This is a genomic window from Tabrizicola piscis, from assembly GCF_003940805.1.
GTDB lineage: Bacteria > Pseudomonadota > Alphaproteobacteria > Rhodobacterales > Rhodobacteraceae > Tabrizicola > Tabrizicola piscis.
This window is the reverse complement of sequence record NZ_CP034328.1, coordinates 3,845,309-3,867,595: the sequence shown is the minus strand read 5'-3', so window position 1 is coordinate 3,867,595 and position 22,287 is coordinate 3,845,309. Positions and strand designations below refer to the sequence as shown.

Genomic DNA, 22,287 nt, shown 5'->3' with positions numbered 1-22,287 from the left:
CATACCGCTGTTCCGGCAGCGGGTAGGCGGGGGGGATGGGCGCGTCTCCCCCGCCGGTGCGGCATCCCTTTCGGGGGGTGCCGCACATGACCAATTCCTGGATCGCGGCGCTTCTGGCCCTTTTTGTCTGGTGGTTTTCCACCGGCGCGATCCTGTGGCGCGTCCGTCACGCCGACCGGGCGGGCGGACAGGCGCATCTGATCTCGGTCCTCTGGGGCCTGCCGCTTCTGATCGGCGGCGTCATCGGCCTTGGCCTGACGCTGGACGACGCCACCGTCCCCGCCACCTACGCGGCCTTCCTCTCTGCCCTCGCCCTCTGGGGCTGGATCGAGCTTGCCTTCCTCTCCGGCATCATCACCGGCCCGAACACCCGCACTGCCTCGCCCTTCGCCAAGGGCTGGGAAAGGTTCCGGCAGGCCACCCTCACCCTCCTGTGGCATGAGGCAGCCCTGATCGTCGCCCTCACGCTCCTGACCTACGCCGCCTGGAACGCCGCCAACCCCTTCGGCCTTTACACCTTTGCGGTCCTGTTTTTCGCCCGCGCCTCGGCCAAGCTGAACCTGTTCTTCGGCGTCCCGCGCATCAATACGGAATTCCTGCCCCGCCCGCTGACCCATCTTGCCAGCCACTTCCGCCATGCCCGGATGAACTGGCTCTTCCCGATCTCGGTCACCCTGCTCACCTTCGCCGCCGCCTGCTGGCTGGAACGTGCCGTGGCCGCCCCGACCGACGCCGCCCAGGCCGGACACGTCCTGCTGACCGCCCTGACCCTGCTGGCACTCCTTGAACACTGGTTCATGGTGCTGCCCCTGCCCGACCAGAAGCTCTGGCGCTGGATGCTGCCCGCAGCGCCCGCCGCCAATGACCCCACTCTGACTGCAACACCCAGTCTTACGACAAGAAAGTGATCCCCATGGACTTCGCACGCCACTTCCAAAGCCAGCTTGACGCGCTGAAATCCGAAGGCAACTACCGCACCTTCGCCGAACTGGAACGGCGCTGCGGCGCCTTCCCCCGCGCCGACCGCCACGGCGGGCCCGAAGTGGCCGAGGTGACCGTCTGGTGCTCGAACGACTATCTGGGGATGGGACAACATCCCGATGTGGTCGCAGCCATGGTCAAGACCGTGCAAGCCTGCGGTACCGGGGCCGGCGGCACTCGCAACATCGGCGGCAACACCGTCCAGCACCGCGCGCTGGAAGTGGAACTGGCCGACCTGCACGGCAAGGATGCCGCCCTTCTTTTCACCTCGGGCTACGTCTCGAACTGGGCCGCGCTGTCCACCCTTGGCAGCCGCATCCCGAACGCGGTGATCTTTTCCGATGAAGGCAACCATGCCAGCATGATCGAAGGCATCCGCCATTCCCGCGCCGACAAGGTGCTGTGGAAACACAACGACTGGCGCGATCTGGACCGCAAGCTGCATGCCACCGGCGACAGGCCCAAGATCGTGGCCTTCGAATCGGTCTACTCGATGGATGGCGACATCGCCCCGATCCGTGAGATTGTCGAAGTTTGCGAAGCTCATGGCGCGCTGTCCTACATCGACGAAGTGCACGCTGTCGGCATGTACGGCCCCCACGGCGGCGGTGTGACAGAAGAGCGCGGCTTGGCCGACCGGATCGACGTGATCGAAGGCACGCTGGGCAAGGCGTTCGGCTGCATGGGCGGCTACATCACCGGGTCAACCGCGCTGGTCGACTTCATCCGCAGCTTCGCCTCGGGCTTCATCTTCACGACGGCCATTCCCCCTGCGGTGGCTGCCGCCGCGACGACCTCGATCCGCCACCTCAAGGCCTCGGGCGAAGAACGCGCGGCGCAACGGGCCAATGTCGCCCTCCTGCGCAAGAAACTGGACCGGATCGGCATCCCGCATCTGGCCAACGAAAGCCATATCATCCCGGTGATGATCGGCGACCCGGTCAAATGTCGGATGATCAGCGATATCCTGATGCAGGATTGGGGCATCTACGTCCAGCCGATCAACTACCCGACCGTGCCCAAGGGAACCGAACGTTTGCGCCTGACCCCCGGGCCCCATCACACCGAGGCGGACATCGACAAACTGGTCACCGCCCTTGGCGCATTGTGGAACAGATGCGCGATTTCACACGCAGTCGCGTGAATTTGCGCAGGGGGGGCCTTGCCAAACCCGGCGTGGGCGACAGTATACAGTCGAACGAAACCGGGAGGACCCCCCTGATGAAAATGACCCTGACCGCCCTTGCCTTTGCCAGCCTTGCCGCGCCAGCCTTTGCGCAGGACATCGAAGCAGGGGGCAAAACCTTCAACCAATGCCAGACCTGCCACGTCGTCCAGAACGAAGCGGGCGAGGTGCTTGCCGGCAAGAACGCGAAGACCGGCCCGAACCTGTTCGGCCTTCCCGGCCGCACGGTCGGCACCTACCCAGAGTTCAAGTATGGCGAATCCATCGTCGCACTCGGCGCGACCGGTCTGGTCTGGGACGAAGCGAACTTCGTCGAATACGTTCAGGACCCGGCCAAGTTTCTGAAAGCCAAGCTTGGCGACGACAAGGCCAAGTCCAAGATGGCGTTCAAGCTGAAAAAGCCGGAAGATGCCGCCAACGTCTGGGCCTATATCGCCTCGCTCTCGCCGGCTCCGGCCGCCGCTGGCGAAGCAGCCCCTGCCGAAGGCGAAGCTGCACCTGCGACCAACTGATCCGGATCATCTGATCCGCAATCCGAAACCCCCGGCCCCGCAAGGGCCGGGGGTTTTGCTTTGCCAAGGGGCGGCAAGACCCTCCGGGTTGCGTGGTGGAAAACCGCAACGCTCCGGCCGGTTGGCCGCAGGCCAGAGGCTGGGATAACGGTCTTCGCGCGGAACGCGCTCGATTTCACACCAGAAGTGCAGGGAGCCGCCAGCGGGACGTGGTTAACCAACCCTGAACGCAACACTGCAACCGCTTGATGTTAAGAGATTTCCCTAGATGTCCCTGCCCGGGACACCCCTTAGGGCCGCAGGCTAAGCCCCCCTTCGGCCTCCAGAAACGCCACGACCTCAGCAACCCCGACCCCCTGCCGGACCCGGGCCATCACATAAGGCCGCTCCCCCCGCGCCCGCTTGGTGTCGGCCTCTAGCAGCTCCAGGTCCACCCCCACATGCGGGGCAAGGTCGGTCTTGTTGACCACCAGCAGATCCGACCGCACCACCCCCGGCCCGCGCTTTCGGGGGATGTCCTGCCCGGCGGCAGTGTCGATCACATAGATCGACAGGTCGGCCAGTTCCGGCGAAAAGGTTGCCGCCAGATTGTCCCCCCCGCTTTCGATCAGGATCAGGTCCAGATCGGGATGCACGGCCCGCAGGTCGGCCACAGCGGCCAGATTGATACTGGCATCCTCGCGGATCGCCGTGTGCGGGCACCCCCCCGTCTCCACCCCCCGGATCCGGTCCAAGGGCAGCACCTGCGCCCGCATCAGATACTCGGCATCCTCGCGGGTGTAGATATCGTTGGTGATCACCGCCATCGAACAGCGCCCCGCCAGCGCCCGGCACAAGGCTTCCGTCAGCGAGGTCTTGCCCACCCCCACCGGCCCGCCGATCCCCACCTTCAATGGTCCATTACTGGAAGCGGTCATGTCTTGAAAATCCTTACATCCAGTTCTTCATGCCGCATCGCCGTCAGCTCCGCCCCGAAGGCCGAAGTGCCGATCTCCTCGATCCCAACCGCAACCGCCCAGCCCGCAATCTCACTGATCACCGGGTGAAGGCCCGCCAACATCGACTGCCCCTCGGTCTGGCCCAACGGGGCAAAGCGCGTGGCACAGGCGACAAGGTTTGCCGCGAAGGCGTGCAGGTAGACCCCCACCACATCCTCGGCCGCCAGATCCAGCGCCGCCGCAGCTTCACCCACGGCCACGGGCAAGGCCCGCGCTGGCAGGTCCCGGCCGGTCAGCGCCGCCACGGTGCGGGCAAAGGCGGTGCCTTGTTCCACCGTCTCGCTCAACCGTTCGCGGCTGCCCGCCATCGCCCGCGCGAGGTCGTCCAGCGCGGCAAAGTCTGCCCCGGGCCTGATTGCGCTGGCCAGCAGCACCGCATCTGCCTGCCCCGACCCAAAGCGCAGGATCCCTTCGATCCAGACCCGCAGCCCCGCTGCGGTCCGCTCCCCTTCGGCCATCACCGCCTCAAGCCCATGCGAATAGGCGTAGCCCCCGGTTGGAAACGCGGGGGAAAGCCATTGCACCAGGGTCAGCAGATCAGTGCGCATGCCCCATCGTGCGCCCCATGCCATAGGCGCCGCCTTCCGGGGTAAAGGGCTCCATCCCCTCGGTCACGCTGGCGCCCAGACCGCGCAGCATGTCGGCCAGAACATGATCGGCGCGGATCACCAGCCGGTCGGGTTCGATCTGGCAGGGCGTGTGGCGGTTGCCGATGTGCCATGCCAGCCGCACAAGATCACCCGTCACCACCAGCACAGGCTCTTCAGCCGCCGCGATTTCCACCAGCCGCCCATCGGCCAGTTCAAACGCATCACCAGCCAGCAGGTTCGATGTCTCAGCAAGGTCGACGAGGAACCCTTCCCCCGACGCGGTGACCAGCCGCTTGCGGCGCAGGAACCGATCCTCATACCCCAGCACGACCTTGGCCGTGGCGAGACGAGGCCAGTTTCCGGCGCGGTGCAGGGTCTGGGCGACTGGCAAAGTCATGGGGTCCCCTTAGCGAAGTTTTCAGACTTCAGCGCGATGCTGAGGGCGTGGAATGAAGGAGCGTCAAGATGACCCTGCCCTGCCTTGCCCTTGTCAATGAACTGGCCGAAATCCGGACTGAAATCGCCCGCCTGAGGCAGCGCGAAACGGTGCCGGCGTCCATTGAGATTGCGTCCCCGGCCCTGCCCTTTTTTCGCAGCAGGCGGTTGCCACAAGGCCAACGAAACCCAGCGCCGACCGAAGCCTCGGCCCATGCGTGACGGGTCAGTACAGGAAGTAGCGCTGCGCAAGGGGCAACTCCCGTGCAGGTTCGCAGGTCAGAAGAACCCCATCGGCCCGCACCTCATAGGTTTCCGGGTCCACCTCAATGGTCGGGGTGGCGAAGTTCAGCTTCATGTCGCGCTTGGCCAGACCCCGGGTGCCTTCGACGGCAAGGGTGTCTTTCGCCAGTCCGTAGGCGCCCTTGATGTCCGCTTCCAGCCCGGCCTTGCTGACAAAGGTCACGGCGTTGCGGGTGACGCTGCCGCCGAAGGCGCCGAACATCGGGCGGGTGTGCACCGGTTGCGGCGTGGGGATCGAGGCGTTGGGATCGCCCATCTGGGCCACGACGATCACCCCGCCCAGCAGCACCATCTCGGGTTTGGCGCCGAAGAAGGCGGGCGACCACAGGACAAGATCGGCGCGCTTGCCTTCCTCGACCGAACCGATGTGGCGCGACACCCCATGCGCGATGGCCGGGTTGATCGTGTACTTGGCGACGTAGCGCTTGACGCGCAGGTTGTCGTTTTCCCCGGTCTCGCCCTCCAGCCGCCCGCGCTGGACCTTCATCTTGTGCGCGGTCTGCCAAGTGCGGGTGATGACCTCCCCCACCCGGCCCATCGCCTGACTGTCCGAGGAGATGACGGAGAAGGCGCCAAGGTCGTGCAGAATATCCTCGGCCGCAATCGTCTCACGCCGGATGCGGCTTTCGGCGAAGGCCACATCTTCGGGCACGCGGCGGTCAAGGTGGTGGCAGACCATCAGCATGTCGAGGTGTTCTTCGATCGTGTTGACCGTGTAGGGCATCGTGGGGTTGGTGGACGACGGCAGAATGTTCTGCGAGCCCACGACCTTGATGATGTCGGGCGCATGCCCGCCGCCAGCACCTTCGGTATGAAAAGCGTGGATCGTGCGGCCGGCGATGGCCTTCAGCGTGTTTTCGACAAAGCCGGATTCGTTCAGCGTGTCGGTGTGGATCATCACCTGGACGTCCATCGCATCGGCCACGGTCAGGCAGCAGTCAATGGCGCCCGGGGTGGTGCCCCAATCTTCGTGCAGTTTCAGGGAGGAGGCCCCGGCGCGGACCTGTTCCTCCAATGCGGCAGGAAGCGAGGCGTTGCCTTTGCCCGCGAAGGCGAGGTTCATCGGAAAGGCATCCGCCGCCTGCATCATCCGCATCAGGTGCCAAGGGCCGGGGGTGCAAGTGGTGGCAAGCGTGCCATGCGCGGGGCCGGTGCCGCCGCCCAGCATGGTGGTGATCCCGGAATGGAGAGCGTCGTCTATCTGTTGCGGCGCGATGAAGTGGATGTGGGCGTCCATCCCGCCTGCCGTCAGGATGCGGCCTTCGCCCGCAATGATCTCCGTCCCCGGGCCAATGATGACGTCCACGCCGGGCTGGGTGTCGGGGTTCCCGGCTTTGCCGATCTTGGCGATCCGCCCGTCGCGCAGGCCGACGTCAGCCTTCACGATGCCCGTGTAATCCACGATCAGCGCGTTGGTGATGACCGTATCCATCGCCCCTTCGGCCCGCGTCAGTTGCGATTGCCCCATCCCGTCGCGGATCACCTTGCCGCCGCCGAACTTGACCTCCTCGCCATAGCGCAAAGCATTGGCCCCGCCCGAACTGCGTTCGGCGATCAGGTCCCGCTCCACCTCAATGATCAGCTCGGTATCACCCAATCGCACCTTGTCGCCCACCGTGGGGCCATACATGTCAGCATAGGTCTTGCGGGAGATGGTGGCGGGCATGTCGTCCTCTCAGGCCTTGAAACGGTCGTCCACCGGCACCGACAGCGCGGTGGCCAGGGCGTTGGTTTGGGCCGCCATTGCGATCACGGCCAGAAGTTCGCCGTGCATGGCCGGGGTCATTCCCCGGGCCTTCGCGGCGGCGGTGTGTGAGTGGACGCAGTAATCGCAGCCGTTGGCGGTGGAAACGGCGATGTAGATCAGCTCCTTCACCAACGGGTCAAGCGCGCCGGGGGCCATCACCGCCTGCGCCCGTTCCCATGTGGCCTTCAGCGTGGCCGGATCATGCGCCAGCGCCCGCCAGAAGTTGTTGACGTAGTCGGTCTGCCGCTTCGCGCGGATGTCGTCGAAGACGGCGAGGGCCGCGGCCCCCGCCTCTTCGTCCCGCAAAAGCGGAACTGTCGCCATCAGACCACCGCCATGATGCGGGCCGGGCCGCCGGTGCCGGTCTTGTGCTTTGGCGCGCCGATGAAGATCGTGGCGCCCGTGGCGGGAAGCTGGTCAAGGTTGGCCAAGTTCTCGATCCCGAAGCGGCCACCCGGCAACCAGCTGAAGTGCACGGCGAAATCGGCGGAGTTGCCGGGGTCAAGCGACAGGGTGTCAACGCCGATGCTTGCCACATCCAGCCCCGCCAGCATGTCCGTCGCGGCCTTGGAGAAGCCGGGGAAGGCCAGCTTGCCATCGGCCGTGTTGCGGAAGTCCGGCGATGCGACCTTGGCCCCCCAGCCGGAGTTCATCGCCACGCAAGACCCCGCCGGGATCGCGCCATTGGCGGACACCCAGGCCTCGATATCCGCAGGTTCGACCATCGCGTTCGGGTCTTCAGCTGCCTTCGCGGTCACGTCGATGATGCACAGCGGGCAGATCAGCTGCTCTGGCGCCAGATCGGCGACCGAGGTGCCGTCGGCGGAGAAGTGCAGCGGCGCATCGATATGCGTGCCGGTGTGTTCGAAGATCGTGAGTTTCCAGAGCTGGTAGCCGTTGCCCTCAAACTTCACTGCAGGTTCGTACAGGATGCCGGGGTTGCCGTCGAAGGTCGGAAAGGCACCGTCATAGGCATGGGTGAGGTCCACGACCCGGCCCGCGGCTTGCGCCAGCGCGGGTTTCGCCGTGGTCAGCCCCGCCGCGACCACGGCGGCGGTCGTCGCTGCGGCACCGGTGAACAGCGACCGGCGGGACAGCATGGAGCTTTTGATGTTTTCGATCAGGCAGGCGTCGCACATTTGTCACTCTCCCCTGTTGAAGGCGCGGGCCACCAAGGCCTGCCCTTTTTTTATGTCACATGTCAGCCCAAAGGCCCCATGATCTTTTGGTTGAAGCCATAGACCACGCGCGCGCCCGACAGCGGGACCAGCCGCACTTCGCGCGTCTGGCCGGGCTCGAACCGCACGGCGGTGCCCGCGGCGATGTCCAGACGCTGGCCCCGCGCGGCGTCGCGGTCGAAGGCGAGGCCGGGATTGGTCTCGGCGAAATGGTAGTGGCTTCCGACTTGCACCGGCCGGTCGCCGGTATTGGCGACCATCAGCACCGTCACTTCGGCCCCTTCGTTCAGGGTGATGTCGCCCGCGGCGGGAAAAACCTCACCCGGGATCATTTCCGCCGCCTCAGGGCTGCGTAGACGACCCCGCCACCGACGATCGACCCGACAAGTGCCGCCGTCAGCCAGCCGAATTCCACCCCATGCGGATGGTGGTGCAGGCCTTCATGCGCAAAGGCGGGCGTGACCAGCAAGGGCAGCATCGGCAGTGCAAGGCGCAGCATCGGGGCCTCCTATCGGATGGGGTGGTGAACGGTGACAAGTTTGGTGCCGTCGGGAAAGGTCGCCTCGACCTGAACTGAGTGGATCATTTCGGGGATGCCGGACATGCATTGATCGGCGGTGATCACATGCGCGCCCGCTTCCATCAGATCGGCGACGCTGCGCCCGTCGCGGGCACCTTCGACAACGAAATCGCTGATCAGCGCGATGGCTTCGGGGTGGTTCAGCTTGACGCCGCGCGCCAGACGGCCCCGCGCGACCATGGCGGCCAGGCTGACGAGGAGTTTGTCTTTCTCACGCGGGGTCAGGTTCATGCGACACTCGGGTTCATGGAGGGATCAAAGCTGCCAGACACGCGGCAAGGGGCGACCCTGCCGCAGGATGTGAAGGATGCGGACGATCTGGCGGCGCAGAGGCCAGCCATCCACCGCAAGCAGGCGAACGACCGTACGCCCTGCAAAGGCGCTGGCGGCCCCGGTCGCGCCGGGTTCGTCCAGCAGCCTGCGCAACGGGTCAAGCGGGGCCTCGCCCGTCATGACGATGCTGGCAAAGGCGCGGGCCGAGCCCAGGCCTGCAGGACCACCGTCCAGCGCCGCATCGTCCAGTGCCAGCGGGTCGATCCAGACCGGCGCGCCCGAAAGGCGGATTTCCCGCCGGTCACGAAACCGCAACTGGCGCACCGTTTCCCCCATCGCGGCGCGGCCCAGTACCACCGCCTCAAGCGCAAGGCAGCCCGCGCCGGGGGCAAGGTCGATCAGGGTCCGGCGGTCGAGTGCCGCGCGGTCGAACAGGATCGTTTCCTGCGGCAGCCAGTCCAGCCAGCCATCCGGGCCGACGGTCAGCTGCACATCCATCCGCGCCATGGCCCCTTCGGCCCGATAGGCACGTTCTGCGGTCTGTGTTGTCGCCACAGCCCGACCGCCCTGCAGGTCAAGCGCAAAGCGCAGGCGATCCCCCGCCGTCAGCCCGCCCGAGGTGTTCAGAAACACCACCTCTGGCACAGCGCCGCCACCCGGCAGGATCGCCTTGGCCGAGCCTTCCTGCCGCAGGCGCTGCAACCGGGCCAAACTGTCAAGCGTGACCAGAGCCTCACCCTTGGCGCGCTGCAGCGCATCGCGCGGCGGCATCATGATCGGCTGGAATGCGGTCATCCTTGGGTCCCCTCACGCGCACTGTCGGCGCGGCGGGCAGAGGATGACAATTGATGGCGGTTGCCCACGCGCGGGACGCGTGCCGTGGGCGATGGCATCGCTATATTTCCAGGCAGTCCGCCCAAGAAAGTGGCGATTAGCGGATCAGCCTTCGATCAGCGCCGTCAGCCGGGCCACGCCTGCGGCCACCAGTCCCGCATCACCCCGCGCCTCGACGTTCAGGCGCAGGAGGGGTTCGGTATTCGACGCCCGCAGGTTCAGCCGCCAATCGCCGAAGCTCAGGCTTAGCCCATCGGTCCGGTCCTCAGCCTTGGCAAGCGGGGCCAGGGCCTTGTGCACCCGTGCAACCGTGGCGGCGGTATCGGCCACGGCAAAATTGATCTCGCCCGAGGACGGGAAATCCCGCCGCAGATCGCCCACAAGGTCCGCCAGACTGCGCCCGGTTCGGCCGATCAGGCCGGCGACCATCAGCCAGGGGATCATGCCGCTGTCACAGGCCATGAAATCGCGGAAATAGTGATGCGCGCTCATCTCGCCGCCATAGACCGCGCCTTCGCGCCGCATCGCCGCTTTGAGGAACACATGCCCGGTCGGGGCAAGGACCGACCGGCCACCGTGGCGGGCAATGGTGTCTTCGACCGCCCAAAGCACGCGCGGGTCATGGATGATGGTGGCACCCGGGGTCTGCTGCAGATGTGCTGCGGCAAGCAGGGCCACTACATGCTCGCCATCGACAAAGCCGCCCTGCCCGTCGAACAGGAAGCAGCGGTCAAAGTCGCCGTCGAAGGCCACGCCCATCCCGGCCCCTGCCGCCTGCACCGCGGCTGCGGTGACGGGCCGGTTTTCTGGCAAAAGCGGGTTGGGAATGCCGTTCGGAAAGCTTCCATCCGGGTCATGATGCAAGCGCAGAAGGTCAAGCCTTGCTCCGGCCTTCTCCAGCCCCTCGGCCAGGGCATCCAGAGTGGGCCCCGCCGCCCCGTTCCCCGCATTGACCAGCACTTGCAGCGGCCCGATCGCTTGCGCGCCGACCATCCCGACGACCCGCGCCACATAGGCGGCCCGCGTTGCACTGACATCTTGCCAGCTGCCGCCCGGCAGCCGGTCCGGCGCATCTGCCTCGCTCAACGCGCGGACCTTGGCAAAGGCCTCGGCGGTCAGGGGCATCGCACCGGGGCCGACCAGCTTCATGCCGTTGTAATCTGCCGGGTTGTGCGAGGCGGTGACCATGATCCCACCCCCCGCACCAAGATGGGCGGTGGCGAAATACATCTCTTCGGTTCCGGCAAGGCCAAGGTCCAGGACCTGCACCCCTTCTGCCATCAGCCCCTTTGCCACCGCTTCGGCCAGCGCGGGTGAGCTTTCACGGCAATCGCGGGCCAGCACCACAGCCGCCGCACCGGTGACTTGGGCAAAGGCGCGGGCGATGCGGTGGGCAACGGTTTCGTCAAGGTCGACACCGAGGCGACCGCGAATATCATAGCTTTTGAACGGATTTCCCATGGCTGATAGGGATCATCCCCGCGCGCCGTAGTAAAGCCCCACGACATGCTCTGCCTCGGCAAAAAACAGCCAGCGGGCGGCCAAAGCGCCTGCCAGATGCAGGACGGTGGCGAGCGCCACGCCCGGCCAGCCCAGCGGCAGCAGAAGAACCAGTGCAGGCAGGACCGACGCAAGGCCAAGGGCGATCCAGCGCAGCTTGGTTGCATGTTTGCGGCCGACGACAAAGATCATCTCGCGCAGCAGGTAGTTTCCGGCGGTATGGGCAGGTTCGAATACCCAAGGGGTGCCGATCCGGTCCAGTCCTGTGGCTGTGCCGATGGTCTGGCCCGCGCGGGCAAAGGCCCCGTCGCCCACCCGCCAGAGCGCTACCAGCACCGCCCCGACCGCGACCAATGCCAGCGGCGCCCAGATCGCCCCGGAAAGCATCGCGCCCCCGGCGATGGCAAAGCCAAGGAACATCACCGGCGTCAGCCACAGGTGCCAGCGCGGCACGGCCTTGATCTGGGTATAGATCATCGCCGTGGTCAGCACCGTGACCAGCGCCAGAACGGCCCCGACCTGCCCGATGACGCGCGGCAGACCCAGACCCAGCAAGTCCGACAGCGCCATGGGGGCCAGCGTGAGCAGCGTTGCAACGGAGGCCCAGGCCTCGCGGCTTAGCCAGCTTGTGCGCCACTGGCTGAAGGCCTTGGCCGCGTTCACGGGGTTCCCAAGGTGAAAGGTCGCGGCGAGAAGCCCCGCCACGGCCAAGCCGTAACCCAGCCCCCACAGAAAGAACGCCACCCAGCCAGAGGGCAGCAGCACCCCCGCGCCAAGGAAGGCCAGAAAGCCGAAGCCAAGGCCGGACAGCGTGGAAAACAGGATGACGGAAGGGGCCGGGTGCATGTCAGATCTTTCCCAGCATCCGGTCCAGCCAGCCCGCGACCCCAGTTGCCTTGATATCAAGCAGGGGGGCCAGAAGGCTTGCCTCACCCGGGCCCTTCTTGCGGGGGGCGAGGTATTTGTTGGTCGGCTTTGTCCCCATTCCCGGCATCAGGTCATAGCCGCCGCGTTCGGCCACCAGCCGCGACACCTTGCTGTCCGGATCGGCGAAATCGCCGAAATGGCGGGCGTTCGTTGGGCAGGTGCGGACGCAGGCGGGTTCGCGGTCCTCCTCGGGCAGGGTGTCGTTGTAGATCCGGTCGACGCAGAGGGTGCATTTCTTCATCACCCCCTGATCGGCATCCATCTCACGCGCGCCGTAAGGGCAGGCCCAGGCGCACAGGCCGCAGCCGATGCAGGAGTCCGGGTTGACCAGCACGATCCCGTCCTCGGCCCGCTTGTAGCTGGCGCCCGTGGGGCAGACGGTGACGCAAGGCGCGTCCTCGCAATGCAGGCAGGACCGCGGGAAGTTCACGATCTGCGGCGGGGCGTCGGGGAGAGTGACCTGATAGGAATGGACACGGTTGAGGAAGGTGCCCGAAGGGTCAGCGCCATGGGCATCCTGATCGCTGAGGCCGTCGCCCTGATCGTTCCAGCCCTTGCAGGCCGTGACGCAGGCCTGACAGCCGACGCAGGTATCAAGGTCGATCACCAGGCCCAGCTTCTTGTCGGTTGCATGCGGCAGGGCGGTCATCGCTTCCCCTCCACCGGCGCCAAAAGTTTTCGAAAACTTTTGGCAAAACTTTTCGAAAAGTTTTGCGCCCGGCCCCCGCCCGCGCGTGGCGGGTCGGGCAGTTGCGGGAAACCCGGTTCCGACATTCCGCGCGCATGATCTTCTGCCGCAACCCGTTCCACCCGGACCCGGCAGTCAAACCACGCCGCCTGACCGGTGACGGGGTCTGAGTTCGACAAGCGGTGGCCCTGATGTTCGGCCTTGTCGGGCAGCAGTTCGGAAATCAGGTGGTTGAGCAGAAACCCCGTCGTCGCCTCTGGCGCGTCCGCATCCAGAGCCCAGGCCCCCTTCCGCTTGCCGATCGCGTTCCAGGTCCAGACGGTGTTTTCGTTCAGCGCCACCATATGCGCCACCGGCACGGTGATGACACCGGCGCGCGAGGATACCCGGGCCCAGTCTCCGTCCTCAAACCCCTGCGTCTCCCAGATCTTCGTCGGCAGGAACAACGAGTTCCGCCCCCTGATCTGCCGCAGCCAGGCATTCTGGCTGCCCCAGCTATGGTACATGTCCATCGGTCGCTGCGTCAGCGCATGGACGGTATAGCCGAAGGCGGCATCATCATCGCCATAGGGCGCGTACCAGATCGGCAAGGGATGCATTGCCTGCTTCAGCCGGTCGCGCAGGTGGTCGGGCGGCTGGCGGGGGCCAAAGCCTTCGGCGGCCAGTTGAAAGCGGCGCATCGGTTCGGACCAGATGTTGAAAAGATAGGGCTGCGGTGTTTCGTACAGCCCCAGTTTCACCGCCCAGTCCTGATAGGCGGCGTTCCAGGGTTTCATGAAGGCCGCCTCTTCCGGCACATGCGCCTGATGGAAGGCCCCGTTGTCGATGTAGCTTTGCATCTGGTCCGGGTTCGGCGCGCCCCTGCCCGTCTGCGTGCCGTCACCGCGAAAGCCCATCAGCGGACCAACCCCCGGCCTGCGCTGGTGGTTCACGATGTAATCGGCATAGTCGGCGTATTTCGGGCTGCCATCCTCATTCACCATCCCCGGCAGGCCCAGCCGCGCCCCAAGGTCGAGGAGCACTGACTGAAAGCACCGCACGTCCCGGTCGGGCGTGACCACCGGCCAGCGGATCGCGTCACCCGCCGCGTCCGGCTCACTGATGGGGCGGTCCAGAAGGCTGATGCAATCGTGCCGCTCCAGATAGGTCGTGTCAGGCAGGATCAGATCGGCGTAGGCCACCATCTCACTGGCATAGGCGTCGGAGTAGATGATCCGGGGGATCAGGTATTCACCATCCGGCCCCTTGTCGGTCAGCATCTCCATCACTCGGGCGGAATTCATCGACGAATTCCACGCCATGTTCGCCATGTAGAGGAACAGCGTGTCGATCCGGTAGGGGTCGCCCGCATGGGCGTTGGGGATCAGCATATGCATCAACCCATGGGCCGAAAACGGGTTTTCCCACGAAAACGCCTTGTCGATGCGGGCGGGCTGGCCATCCGGCAGAAGGCACAGGTCATCCGGCCCCCGCACATAGCCCAGATGCGGGCCGGTCAGGGGCTTTCCGGGAGTGGTCACGAAATGGGGCGTCGGGTGCGCCTCGACCGGCTTTGGATAGGGTGGCTTCAGCCGGTAGCCGCCGGGCGTTTCCAGCGACCCGAGGATGATCTGCAAAAGGTGCAGCGCCCGGGCCGTCTGGAAGCCGTTGGAATGGGCCGAAATCCCCCGCATGGCGTGGAAACTGACCGGGCGGCCGGGCATGTCCCTATGGTCATTCCCGCGGAAGTCGGTCCAGGGCCGGTCCAGCGTGATCGCCTGATCAAAGGCAACCTCGGCCAGTTCTGCCGCCAGCTGCCGGATGCGCAGCGCCGTCACGCCGCAGCGCACGGCGACGGCTTCGGGGGCGTAATCCGGCTTGAGGTATTCCTCGACCATATGGCGGAAGACCGTGCGATTGCCCTGCCATTCGGCCCCAAGGTCGGGCTGCACCCCTTTGCCATCCCAGGGTGCCGGGTGGCCGGAGGCCTTGTCGATCACGAAGGGCTGGCTTTCGGCGTTCCTGACGAAAAGGCCTTTCTCCGCCCCCTCGGCCCCGTTCACCAGCAAGGGCGCGTTGGTCCATTGGGCGAGGTAGTCAAGGTCGACCTTCCCGGCCTCCAGCAGGCAATGGATCAGGGACAGGATCAGCAGGCCATCGGTTCCCGGCGTGATCCCGATCCAGTCATCCGCAACGGCGGAATAGCCCGTGCGGATCGGATTGACGCTGATGACCCGCGCGCCGCGCGCCTTCAGCTTGCCCAGACCGATCTTGATCGGGTTGCTGTCATGATCCTCGGCCACGCCGAACATGACGAACAGCTTCGTCCGCTCCCAATCCGGCTGGCCGAATTCCCAGAAGGCCCCGCCGATGGTGTAGATGCCGCCCGCCGCCATGTTGACCGAACAAAAGCCCCCATGCGCCGCATAGTTTGGCGTGCCGAAGTTCTGCGCCCACCAGCCGGTGAGGGATTGGCTTTGGTCGCGCCCGGTGAAGAAGGCGAGCTTTTCCGGCGCGGTCTCTCGCAGCGGCTTCATCCAGGAGACAGCGGTTGACAGCGCCTCCTCCCACGAGATCACCTCGAACGCGCCGGACCCGCGCGGCCCCACGCGCCGCAGCGGGGCCTTCAACCGGCTGGGGGCGGTGACCTGCATGATCCCGCTGGCCCCCTTGGCACAGAGAACACCCTTGTTGATCGGATGATCCCGGTTGCCCTCGATATAGGTCACTGTACCCGCCTTCAGATGCACATTGATCCCGCAGCGGCAGGCGCACATGTAGCAGGTCGTCTGCCGGATCTCGTCCGACACGGGGCGCGCAAGGTCAATCTTCGGCTGGTCGTTCATGCGCCCTCCCTGGCGATGACGGCTTGCGTCTCAAGTGCAATCTGGCGCTCCTCGTCGGCGGGCACAATCCGGATTGCGACACGGGATGTCGGATCGTGCAAGGTACTTTCGTTCCGGGCATTGGCATCAGGGTCGGAAGATACTCCCATAAAGGCAAGGCCGGACAGGATTTCCTTCCGCATCCAAGCGTCATTCTCACCGATCCCGCCGGTGAAGACCACCGCATCAAGCCCCCCCATCGCGGCCACCATGCTGCCGGCATGCCGCACCGCCCAATAGGCGAAATGCTGCAGCGCGAAGCTGGCCTCATTGGCGTGCAGCATCCGCAGGTCATTCGATCCGCCAAGGGCCAAAAGCCCGCTTTCGCGGTTGAGGATCTCAGCCGCCCGGGCCACCCCGTGCACCTCGGCCAATCGCAGGACCGCGTTGCCGTCGATGGACCCTGACCGCGTGCCCATCGTCAGCCCGTCCAGCGGCGAATAGCCCATCGTGGTTGCAACCGAACGCCCGTTCAAGATGGCACAAAGCGAGGCGCCATTGCCCAGATGGCAGGCCAGCAGCCGCCCGGGCAACGGCCCCTCAGCCGCAAGGACCCGCACCAGGGCGGCATAGCTGATCCCGTGAAAGCCATAGCGGCGCAGGCCGCGCTGTCGTTCGGCCAGCGGCAGGGCATAGGTCACCGCCACCTCCGGGTTCGTTGCATGGAAGGCTGTGTCAAAGCAGGCATATTGCGCCAGCCCCGGAGCCAGGGCCGCGACGGCCTCGATCCCCACCAGATTGGCCGGGTTGTGCAGCGGTGCCAGCGGGACACAGGCCGCAATCCCGGCCAGCACGCCCGGCGTGACACGGCATGTCTCCGTGAGCAATGCACCGCCATGCACCACCCGATGCGCCGCCGCCCGCAGCCGGGCTATGGGCACCCCGGCCTTGGCCAACGCGCTGCCAAGTGCCGCCGCATGGCCGTCCGGCCCGATCTCGGTCACGGACGCCCGCGCCACCTCGACCGTCCCGTCAAACACCGCGAGCTTCAGCGAAGACGACCCGGAGTTCACGACCAGCAGCATCAGATCAGCGCCTTGCCCAACCCCAGCACTGCCAGCCCCGCCAGAAGCACGATGGCAAAACGCCGGAACTCCTGCGGGTCCGAGCCAAAGAAGTGCCGCCCGCCCAGCCAATTGGCAAACAGCGTCACGGGCAAGGCCAGCAGCGCCGCCCAAAGCGTATCCCAGCTGACCAGCCCGGCATACCAGTAGAGCGGGGCGGAATAGATATCCAACAGCGGGAAATAGGCGATCAGTGTCGCGCGGAAGACGTTCGCCGGCATCGGCTGTGCGGCGAAAAAGGCAGCCACCGGCAGCCCTCCCATCCCCGGCGCGTTGGCAAGGCCCGAGATCACCCCCGCCACCCCGTTCGGAGCGCCCGTCACCTCGGCCCGCAAGCGCCAGCCCAAAAGCAGCACCGCGCACATCAGCAGGACATAGCCCGACACCACCGCCCGCGCAGTATCTTCAGATACGCCGGTCAGGATCCACAGCCCCAAAGGCAAGCCGATGGCCGCCCCGCCAAGCAGCCACCAGACCCGCTTCCAGTCCACATGCGGCCCAGCGCCCTTGGCGGCCTGAAGCGACATGACCGTTTCCAGAATGACGACAACCGCCACGAAATTCAGCGGATTGGTCACAAGACTAGAGGCGGCGATCAGCAGTGCCGAAAAGCCAAAGCCTGAATACCCCCGGACGAACCCCGCGATAAACGTCGCCAGCGCCATCCATGCCAGCGCCATCGGCCCAAGGTCATAGGGCATGGGAAACCTGTGCCGCGGACCCGATGTTGCCCGGATACCCAAAGAGCCGGCGGCAAGAACGGCTGTCGCCGAGCGTCACCCCACCACCTGCGGCCGCATGTCCGCCCGGGAAATCCCCGCCACCTCGACCGGCTTCTTCATCGCGTCGCGGCGGAAGGGCTCACCCAGTTCCTGGTTGATCATGGCTTCGATCAGCGTGGTTTTTCCGGCCATTTGGTCCGCCACCGCCTTGCGCAGCGCCTCGGTCAGCTCCTCCATCGTCCGCGCCTGCACACCTTGCAAACCGCAAGCCTTGGCGATGCCAGCATAGCTGACCCCGGTGTCAAGTTCCGTCCCGACGAAGTTGTCGTCATACCACAGGGTCGAGTTGCGCTTTTCCGCCCCCCACTGATAGTTGCGGAACACGACCATCGTGATCGCCGGCCATTCCGGCCTGCCGATGGCCGTCAGTTCCGTGACCGCAATGCCGAAAGCCCCATCGCCGGCAAAGCCGACAACCGGAGTATCAGGGCAGGCAATCTTGGCCCCGATGATCGACGGCAGACCATAGCCACAGGGACCGAACAGGCCCGGCGCAAGGTATTTCCGCCCTTGTTCAAAGGTTGGATAGGCGTTGCCGATGGCGCAGTTGTTGCCGATGTCGCTTGAAATGATCGCCTCACGCGGCAATGCCGCCTGAATCGCCCGCCATGCCATCCGCGGGCTCATCCACTCAGGCTTGGCGTCGCGTGCGCGCTGGTTCCAGGTCGTGCCGGGATCGTCCTCTTCGTGGTCCATGCTGGAAAGCGCCTGCGCCCAGGCCGATTTCACCTGCGCGATGCGCGCCTTGCGTTCCGCCCGCGCATGGTTGCCCGCGGTAGAGGCCAATCGCGCCAAAACCGCCTCGGCGACTTTTTTAGCGTCGCCGACAATTCCAACTGTCACCTTTTTCGTCAGCCCGATCCGATCCGGGTTGATGTCGACTTGGATGATCTTGGCCGCCTTGGGCCAGTAGTCCAGCGCGTATCCCGGAAGCGTTGAAAACGGATTAAGCCGGGTACCCAAACAGAGTACCACATCCGCCCCGGAAATCAACTCCATTGCCGCTTTTGACCCATTGTATCCCAAGGGCCCGGCGAACAGCGGATGGCTGCCGGGGAAGGCGTCGTTGTGCTGGTAGCCCACGCAAACCGGCGCATCCAGCCGTTCGGCCAGCGCCATGCTGGCCGGGATCGCGCCACCCAGTACCACGCCAGCACCGTTCAGGATGACCGGGAATTTCGCGTTGGACAGAAGCTCCGCCGCCGCCGCGATTGCCGCCTCGCCCCCGGCGGGGCGCTCGAATTCCACCATCGCGGGCAGGTCGATGTCGATGACTTGCGTCCAGAAATCGCGCGGCATGTTGATCTGGACCGGCGCGCTCATCCGTTTGGCGTTCAGGATGCAGCGGTTCAGCACTTCGGCCACGCGGGATGGGTCGCGCACTTCTTCCTGATAGGCCACCATGTCCTGGAAAAGGGCCATCTGCTCCACTTCCTGAAACCCGCCCATCCCGATGGTCTTGTTCGCCGCCTGCGGGGTCACTAGCAGCAAGGGCGTATGGTTCCAGTAGGCCGTCTTGACCGCCGTCACGAAGTTGGTGATCCCCGGCCCGTTCTGCGCGATCATCATGCACATCTTCCCGCTCGCGCGGGTGAAGCCGTCGGCCATCATCCCGCCCGACCCCTCATGCGCGCAGTCCCAGAAGGTGATCCCGGCCTTCGGGAAGATGTCGGAAATCGGCATGAAGGCCGATCCGATGATGCCGAACGCATGTTCGATCCCGTGCATCTGCAGCACTTTCACAAAGGCTTCCTCGGTCGTCATCTTCATGGCAAGTCTCCCGTCATCCATGCGGCCCCAAGGCCCGTTGCCCGGCACCCTACGCGCGCCCGCCCTTCTGCCGTAGGGCCAGAGATTCGCGCCCAATAAGACCAGACCGAACCCCTGTCTTTCTGCAAAAACAACCTGGGGGCTCCGGCGGCGAAGCGCCTCGGCGGCTTGCCCCTAGCGCAACGCCCGCGCAATCCGCGCCACGCCCTCGGCGATCTTTGGCAAGGCGATCGAGGAATAGGCCAGTCGGTAATAGTTCTTCGGCCCGTCCCCGGCAAAGAACGCCCGCCCCGGTTCGATCAGCACCCCCTCGGCCCGCAGCGCGATGGCCAGCGCCTCGGTGTCCACCCCCTCCGCCGCGCGCATCCAGAAGCTGGAGCCGCCAAAGCCACCCTGCCCCGCAATCTCCAGCCCTTCGTCGGCAATCGCCTCGGCCATCACCTGACGGCGGCGGCGGTAGGCGTTCTTCATCCGGTTGACCAGCGCGTCATAATGCCCAAGCCCCAGAAAATAGGCCATCGTCCGCTGGATATGGCCGGGCGGATGTTTCAGCATCAGCGCCCGCAAGGCCCGCGCCTCGGCGATAAAGCCTGGCGGGCCGACCAGATAGCCCAGCCGCAGCCCCGGGAACACCGATTTGGAGAACGACCCGGCATAGATCACCCGCCCCCCACGATCCAACGACTTTAGCGCCGGGGCGACAGGCTTCAGAAACGACATCTCGAATTCATAGTCATCCTCGACGATGACAAAACCCTGCGCCTCTGCCGCGTCCAGCAGGGCCACGCGCCGCTCAACCGGCATGGTCGCATTTGTCGGGCATTGGTGCGAGGGCGTGACAAAGACGACATCCGCCGCCAGCCGCTCGGGCGGCAGTCCCAGCGCGTCCACATCCACCGGCACCGCCGCCGCACCCGTTGCCGTCACCACCCCACGCCAGCCCGGATAACCCGGGTTTTCCACCCCCGCCCGCCGCCCCGGGCCAAGGAGCAGCGTCGCGGCGATCCACAGGGCGTTCTGCGCGCCCAGCGTCAGCAGCACCTCTTCCTCACGCGCCGCAATTCCGCGCCGTGGCAGGATGGTGCGCAACAATTGCTCGACCAGCAGCGGATCGTCGCGTTCGTAATAATCCGACGTGAGCGCCGCGAAATCGCGCTTGCCCAAGGCGCGCAAGGCGCATTGCCGCCAGTTCTGGTGGTCAAACAGGGTCGGGTCCGCCTGACCGTAGATGAAGGGATAGGGGTAGCTGTCCCAATCTTCAGGACGCGCCACCCGCGCGGCACCACTGAACCGCCCGCCGGTCAGCGCCCGAAAATCCACCGCCTCGCCCTGTGGTGCAGACACCGGAAATTGCGGCGCAAGGGGGGCCGTCTCGGACACGAAATACCCCGACCGCCCGGCCGAGGTGAGGTAGTCGCCCGAGACCAGATCGGCATAGGCCAGCGTCACGGTGATCCGGCTGATCCCCAGATGGCCCGCCAGACCGCGCGACGACGGCATCCGCTGGCCCGGCCGGAAGCGTCCGGCCAGAATGCCTTGCGTCACCATCGCCCGGATCTGCTGTTGCAAGGATCCGCTCGCCCCGGGGGTCAGGTAGAAGGCTTCGACAGGAATGGCCATGGGCGCCCGGGTCCAGCGATAGGTCCAGCGATAAGTCCAGATCAAGGCGCATCGAAAGGGACGAAGTCAAGCATTCGCACCCGACAAAGCGCCCGATCTCTGTCCCTGCGTCATCAAAGCTGTTGAAACCTGCGCCAACACCCCCTAACCCAATAGGGCCTGACTAGTCCGCCTGTCTTGGGGCTTAGCTGCGAAGGCCAAACGCAGCTGCCGCAGCCATCCCGGCAAACAGATACAGGCCTTGATGCCCGAACCGATGTCTACCCCCCGCCCCGCGCCCAGGCAGGCCCGTGACTGGTTAGCGGTCCTTGCCCGCTACCGCGAACCTTCCACAAGGCGCAGTCTTTGGGAACTTGCGGCCACCCTCGTCCCGTTCTTCGCCCTTTGGGCACTGGCATGGATGGCGCTTTCGGTCAGCGCTTGGCTGGCCCTTGGTCTTGCGATCCTGAACGGCGCGTTTCTGGTCCGCATCTTCATCATCCAGCATGACTGCGGCCATGGGGCCTTCCTGAACAATCGCACCGCGCAGGATTGGCTGGGGCGTACCCTTGGCGTGCTAACCCTGACGCCCTATGCCGTGTGGAAGCGGACCCATTCGATCCACCACGCCCATCACGGCGATCTGGATCAGCGCGGGATCGGCGACGTGCTGACCCTGACCATAGACGAATACCGCGCCCGGGGGTGGTTCGGCCGCCTGATGTACCGGCTTTACCGCCATCCGGTGGTGCTGTTCGTGCTTGGCCCCAGCTACCTGTTCCTTTTGCAGAACCGGCTGCCCTTCGGCCTGATGAATTCCGGCTGGCGCTACTGGACAAGCGCGATGGGCACCAATGCGATGATCGGCATTGCCGTCGGGCTGGTGATCTGGTTCGGCGGCCTGTTGCCGGTGCTGCTGATCTTCCTGCCGACATCGCTGATCGCTGCGACCCTTGGGGTCTGGCTCTTCTACGTCCAGCACCAGTTTGAGGAAACTCATTGGTCAAAGGGCGACGACTGGCAACTGCACGATGCCGCGTTGGAGGGGTCCTCCCACTACATCCTGCCGCAACCCCTGCGCTGGTTTTCCGGCAATATCGGCATCCACCACGTCCACCACCTTTATTCCCGCATCCCGTTCTACCGCCTGCCCGAAGTGATCCGTGACCACCGGACCCTCGCCGAGGCGCAACGCCTGACAATCGGCCAAAGCCTGCGGTCGGTGAACCTGCACCTGTGGGATACGGTTGAGGGCAAGCTGCTAAGCTTCAAGGAAGCCCGCCTGCGGTATGGGGTGGCGTAGGTCAGGGTCTGCCCCGAGTAACCGGTCAAGAAACAGTTACAGCAGAAAAGTTCAAGGGGGCCGCAACGGCCCCCTTCTGCATTCGCATGCCTTTGAGAACGCTGGGTATATGGGGCGGTTTTGGGGTGGATTTGACGGCTTTTTCCCGTCTTCAACGCGTATTCCTTCCATCT

23 protein-coding genes are annotated in these 22,287 nt (G+C 65.4%); 5 read left to right on the top strand and 18 right to left on the bottom strand.

Features of this window, described 5'->3' with window-relative positions; all coding sequences use genetic code 11:
* Positions 1-86 precede the first annotated feature (86 nt).
* From puhE to EI545_RS18770, 3 genes are all read left to right on the top strand, one after another.
* A complete protein-coding gene (gene puhE / locus EI545_RS18780) occupies positions 87-908 on the top strand; it encodes a putative photosynthetic complex assembly protein PuhE (protein WP_125326898.1) in 822 nt (273 codons plus the stop codon).
* 5 nt (positions 909-913) lie between these two features.
* A complete protein-coding gene (gene hemA / locus EI545_RS18775; RefSeq protein ID WP_125326897.1) occupies positions 914-2,125 on the top strand; it encodes a 5-aminolevulinate synthase in 1,212 nt (403 codons plus the stop codon).
* 77 nt (positions 2,126-2,202) lie between these two features.
* Entirely contained in the window at positions 2,203-2,679 is a 477-nt protein-coding gene (locus EI545_RS18770) for a c-type cytochrome (RefSeq protein ID WP_125326896.1), read from the top strand.
* Between the two features lie 290 nt (positions 2,680-2,969).
* On the opposite strand, the gene ureG is transcribed toward EI545_RS18770, so the two are convergent.
* The 3 genes from ureG to EI545_RS18755 are packed head-to-tail and all read right to left on the bottom strand — an operon-like array spanning position 2,970 to position 4,664.
* Complete coding sequence (gene ureG, locus EI545_RS18765) at positions 2,970-3,596, bottom strand: urease accessory protein UreG (RefSeq protein ID WP_125326895.1); 627 nt, start codon at positions 3,594-3,596, stop codon at positions 2,970-2,972.
* Positions 3,593-4,225: an urease accessory protein UreF gene (locus tag EI545_RS18760; RefSeq protein WP_125326894.1), complete on the bottom strand. Its 633-nt coding sequence runs from the start codon at positions 4,223-4,225 to the stop codon at positions 3,593-3,595. The genes ureG and EI545_RS18760 overlap by 4 nt, the downstream gene beginning before the upstream one ends.
* Positions 4,215-4,664, bottom strand: coding sequence for an urease accessory protein UreE (locus EI545_RS18755; RefSeq protein ID WP_125326893.1), 450 nt, complete (start codon positions 4,662-4,664; stop codon positions 4,215-4,217). The genes EI545_RS18760 and EI545_RS18755 overlap by 11 nt, the downstream gene beginning before the upstream one ends.
* A 68-nt stretch (positions 4,665-4,732) precedes the next feature.
* Here EI545_RS18755 and EI545_RS18750 point away from each other — a divergent pair, with 68 nt between their 5' ends.
* Positions 4,733-4,924, top strand: a complete 192-nt coding sequence (locus tag EI545_RS18750) for a hypothetical protein (protein ID WP_125326892.1) — start codon at positions 4,733-4,735, stop codon at positions 4,922-4,924.
* Positions 4,925-4,928: 4 nt separating this feature from the next.
* On the opposite strand, the gene ureC is transcribed toward EI545_RS18750, so the two are convergent.
* The 15 genes from ureC to pdxR all read right to left on the bottom strand — a co-directional run bounded on the left by ureC (position 4,929) and on the right by pdxR (position 20,832).
* A complete protein-coding gene (ureC, locus tag EI545_RS18745; RefSeq protein ID WP_125326891.1) occupies positions 4,929-6,671 on the bottom strand; it encodes an urease subunit alpha in 1,743 nt (580 codons plus the stop codon).
* Positions 6,672-6,680: 9 nt separating this feature from the next.
* Complete coding sequence (locus tag EI545_RS18740) at positions 6,681-7,076, bottom strand: carboxymuconolactone decarboxylase family protein (protein ID WP_125326890.1); 396 nt, start codon at positions 7,074-7,076, stop codon at positions 6,681-6,683.
* Positions 7,076-7,891, bottom strand: coding sequence for a cyclase family protein (locus tag EI545_RS18735; protein WP_125326889.1), 816 nt, complete (start codon positions 7,889-7,891; stop codon positions 7,076-7,078). The genes EI545_RS18740 and EI545_RS18735 overlap by 1 nt, the downstream gene beginning before the upstream one ends.
* A gap of 62 nt (positions 7,892-7,953) precedes the next feature.
* Positions 7,954-8,262, bottom strand: coding sequence for an urease subunit beta (locus EI545_RS18730; RefSeq protein WP_125326888.1), 309 nt, complete (start codon positions 8,260-8,262; stop codon positions 7,954-7,956).
* Positions 8,259-8,429 (bottom strand): peptidase M23, encoded by a 171-nt coding sequence (locus tag EI545_RS18725; protein ID WP_245990184.1) that lies wholly within the window; start codon positions 8,427-8,429, stop codon positions 8,259-8,261. The genes EI545_RS18730 and EI545_RS18725 overlap by 4 nt, the downstream gene beginning before the upstream one ends.
* A gap of 9 nt (positions 8,430-8,438) precedes the next feature.
* Positions 8,439-8,741, bottom strand: a complete 303-nt coding sequence (locus EI545_RS18720; protein WP_125326887.1) for an urease subunit gamma — start codon at positions 8,739-8,741, stop codon at positions 8,439-8,441.
* 24 nt (positions 8,742-8,765) lie between these two features.
* Positions 8,766-9,578: an urease accessory protein UreD gene (locus EI545_RS18715; RefSeq protein ID WP_245990182.1), complete on the bottom strand. Its 813-nt coding sequence runs from the start codon at positions 9,576-9,578 to the stop codon at positions 8,766-8,768.
* Positions 9,579-9,722: 144 nt separating this feature from the next.
* Entirely contained in the window at positions 9,723-11,078 is a 1,356-nt protein-coding gene (locus tag EI545_RS18710; protein ID WP_125326886.1) for a phosphohexomutase domain-containing protein, read from the bottom strand.
* A gap of 12 nt (positions 11,079-11,090) precedes the next feature.
* A complete protein-coding gene (locus tag EI545_RS18705; protein WP_125326885.1) occupies positions 11,091-11,963 on the bottom strand; it encodes a dimethyl sulfoxide reductase anchor subunit family protein in 873 nt (290 codons plus the stop codon).
* Between the two features lies 1 nt (position 11,964).
* Complete coding sequence (locus EI545_RS18700; protein ID WP_125326884.1) at positions 11,965-12,693, bottom strand: 4Fe-4S dicluster domain-containing protein; 729 nt, start codon at positions 12,691-12,693, stop codon at positions 11,965-11,967.
* Positions 12,690-15,557 carry a molybdopterin-dependent oxidoreductase gene (locus EI545_RS18695; RefSeq protein ID WP_125326883.1) on the bottom strand — a complete coding sequence of 956 codons (2,868 nt, stop codon included), beginning with the start codon at positions 15,555-15,557 and terminating at the stop codon, positions 12,690-12,692. The genes EI545_RS18700 and EI545_RS18695 overlap by 4 nt, the downstream gene beginning before the upstream one ends.
* Complete coding sequence (locus EI545_RS18690; protein ID WP_125326882.1) at positions 15,554-16,621, bottom strand: acetate/propionate family kinase; 1,068 nt, start codon at positions 16,619-16,621, stop codon at positions 15,554-15,556. The genes EI545_RS18695 and EI545_RS18690 overlap by 4 nt, the downstream gene beginning before the upstream one ends.
* On the bottom strand, positions 16,621-17,361 hold the full coding sequence (locus tag EI545_RS18685; RefSeq protein WP_125326881.1) for a sulfite exporter TauE/SafE family protein: 741 nt from the start codon (positions 17,359-17,361) through the stop codon (positions 16,621-16,623). Before EI545_RS18685 ends, EI545_RS18690 begins: the two co-directional genes overlap by 1 nt.
* A 75-nt stretch (positions 17,362-17,436) precedes the next feature.
* A complete protein-coding gene (xsc, locus tag EI545_RS18680; protein WP_125326880.1) occupies positions 17,437-19,212 on the bottom strand; it encodes a sulfoacetaldehyde acetyltransferase in 1,776 nt (591 codons plus the stop codon).
* Between the two features lie 174 nt (positions 19,213-19,386).
* Positions 19,387-20,832 (bottom strand): MocR-like pyridoxine biosynthesis transcription factor PdxR, encoded by a 1,446-nt coding sequence (gene pdxR / locus EI545_RS18675; protein ID WP_125326879.1) that lies wholly within the window; start codon positions 20,830-20,832, stop codon positions 19,387-19,389.
* 256 nt (positions 20,833-21,088) lie between these two features.
* On the opposite strand from pdxR, the gene EI545_RS18670 reads away from it, so the two are divergent.
* Positions 21,089-22,114 carry a fatty acid desaturase gene (locus EI545_RS18670; RefSeq protein ID WP_245990180.1) on the top strand — a complete coding sequence of 342 codons (1,026 nt, stop codon included), beginning with the start codon at positions 21,089-21,091 and terminating at the stop codon, positions 22,112-22,114.
* Positions 22,115-22,287 lie beyond the last annotated feature (173 nt).

What these genes read in the sequence shown, in the direction of transcription:
- EI545_RS18700 (WP_125326884.1), bottom strand. Translation starts at nt 12,693, where the DNA reads ATGACCGCCCTGCCGCATGCAACCGACAAGAAGCTGGGCCTGGTGATC.
- ureG (WP_125326895.1), bottom strand. Translation starts at nt 3,596, where the DNA reads ATGACCGCTTCCAGTAATGGACCATTGAAGGTGGGGATCGGCGGGCCG.
- EI545_RS18740 (WP_125326890.1), bottom strand. Translation starts at nt 7,076, where the DNA reads ATGGCGACAGTTCCGCTTTTGCGGGACGAAGAGGCGGGGGCCGCGGCC.
- EI545_RS18690 (WP_125326882.1), bottom strand. Translation starts at nt 16,621, where the DNA reads ATGCTGCTGGTCGTGAACTCCGGGTCGTCTTCGCTGAAGCTCGCGGTG.
- ureC (WP_125326891.1), bottom strand. Translation starts at nt 6,671, where the DNA reads ATGCCCGCCACCATCTCCCGCAAGACCTATGCTGACATGTATGGCCCC.
- EI545_RS18735 (WP_125326889.1), bottom strand. Translation starts at nt 7,891, where the DNA reads ATGTGCGACGCCTGCCTGATCGAAAACATCAAAAGCTCCATGCTGTCC.
- EI545_RS18770 (WP_125326896.1), top strand. Translation starts at nt 2,203, where the DNA reads ATGAAAATGACCCTGACCGCCCTTGCCTTTGCCAGCCTTGCCGCGCCA.
- EI545_RS18750 (WP_125326892.1), top strand. Translation starts at nt 4,733, where the DNA reads ATGACCCTGCCCTGCCTTGCCCTTGTCAATGAACTGGCCGAAATCCGG.
- pdxR (WP_125326879.1), bottom strand. Translation starts at nt 20,832, where the DNA reads ATGGCCATTCCTGTCGAAGCCTTCTACCTGACCCCCGGGGCGAGCGGA.
- EI545_RS18695 (WP_125326883.1), bottom strand. Translation starts at nt 15,557, where the DNA reads ATGAACGACCAGCCGAAGATTGACCTTGCGCGCCCCGTGTCGGACGAG.
- EI545_RS18705 (WP_125326885.1), bottom strand. Translation starts at nt 11,963, where the DNA reads ATGCACCCGGCCCCTTCCGTCATCCTGTTTTCCACGCTGTCCGGCCTT.
- EI545_RS18685 (WP_125326881.1), bottom strand. Translation starts at nt 17,361, where the DNA reads ATGCCCTATGACCTTGGGCCGATGGCGCTGGCATGGATGGCGCTGGCG.
- EI545_RS18670 (WP_245990180.1), top strand. Translation starts at nt 21,089, where the DNA reads ATGTCTACCCCCCGCCCCGCGCCCAGGCAGGCCCGTGACTGGTTAGCG.
- EI545_RS18725 (WP_245990184.1), bottom strand. Translation starts at nt 8,429, where the DNA reads ATGCTGCGCCTTGCACTGCCGATGCTGCCCTTGCTGGTCACGCCCGCC.
- puhE (WP_125326898.1), top strand. Translation starts at nt 87, where the DNA reads ATGACCAATTCCTGGATCGCGGCGCTTCTGGCCCTTTTTGTCTGGTGG.
- EI545_RS18755 (WP_125326893.1), bottom strand. Translation starts at nt 4,664, where the DNA reads ATGACTTTGCCAGTCGCCCAGACCCTGCACCGCGCCGGAAACTGGCCT.
- hemA (WP_125326897.1), top strand. Translation starts at nt 914, where the DNA reads ATGGACTTCGCACGCCACTTCCAAAGCCAGCTTGACGCGCTGAAATCC.
- EI545_RS18715 (WP_245990182.1), bottom strand. Translation starts at nt 9,578, where the DNA reads ATGACCGCATTCCAGCCGATCATGATGCCGCCGCGCGATGCGCTGCAG.
- EI545_RS18760 (WP_125326894.1), bottom strand. Translation starts at nt 4,225, where the DNA reads ATGCGCACTGATCTGCTGACCCTGGTGCAATGGCTTTCCCCCGCGTTT.
- EI545_RS18730 (WP_125326888.1), bottom strand. Translation starts at nt 8,262, where the DNA reads ATGATCCCGGGTGAGGTTTTTCCCGCCGCGGGCGACATCACCCTGAAC.
- xsc (WP_125326880.1), bottom strand. Translation starts at nt 19,212, where the DNA reads ATGAAGATGACGACCGAGGAAGCCTTTGTGAAAGTGCTGCAGATGCAC.
- EI545_RS18710 (WP_125326886.1), bottom strand. Translation starts at nt 11,078, where the DNA reads ATGGGAAATCCGTTCAAAAGCTATGATATTCGCGGTCGCCTCGGTGTC.
- EI545_RS18720 (WP_125326887.1), bottom strand. Translation starts at nt 8,741, where the DNA reads ATGAACCTGACCCCGCGTGAGAAAGACAAACTCCTCGTCAGCCTGGCC.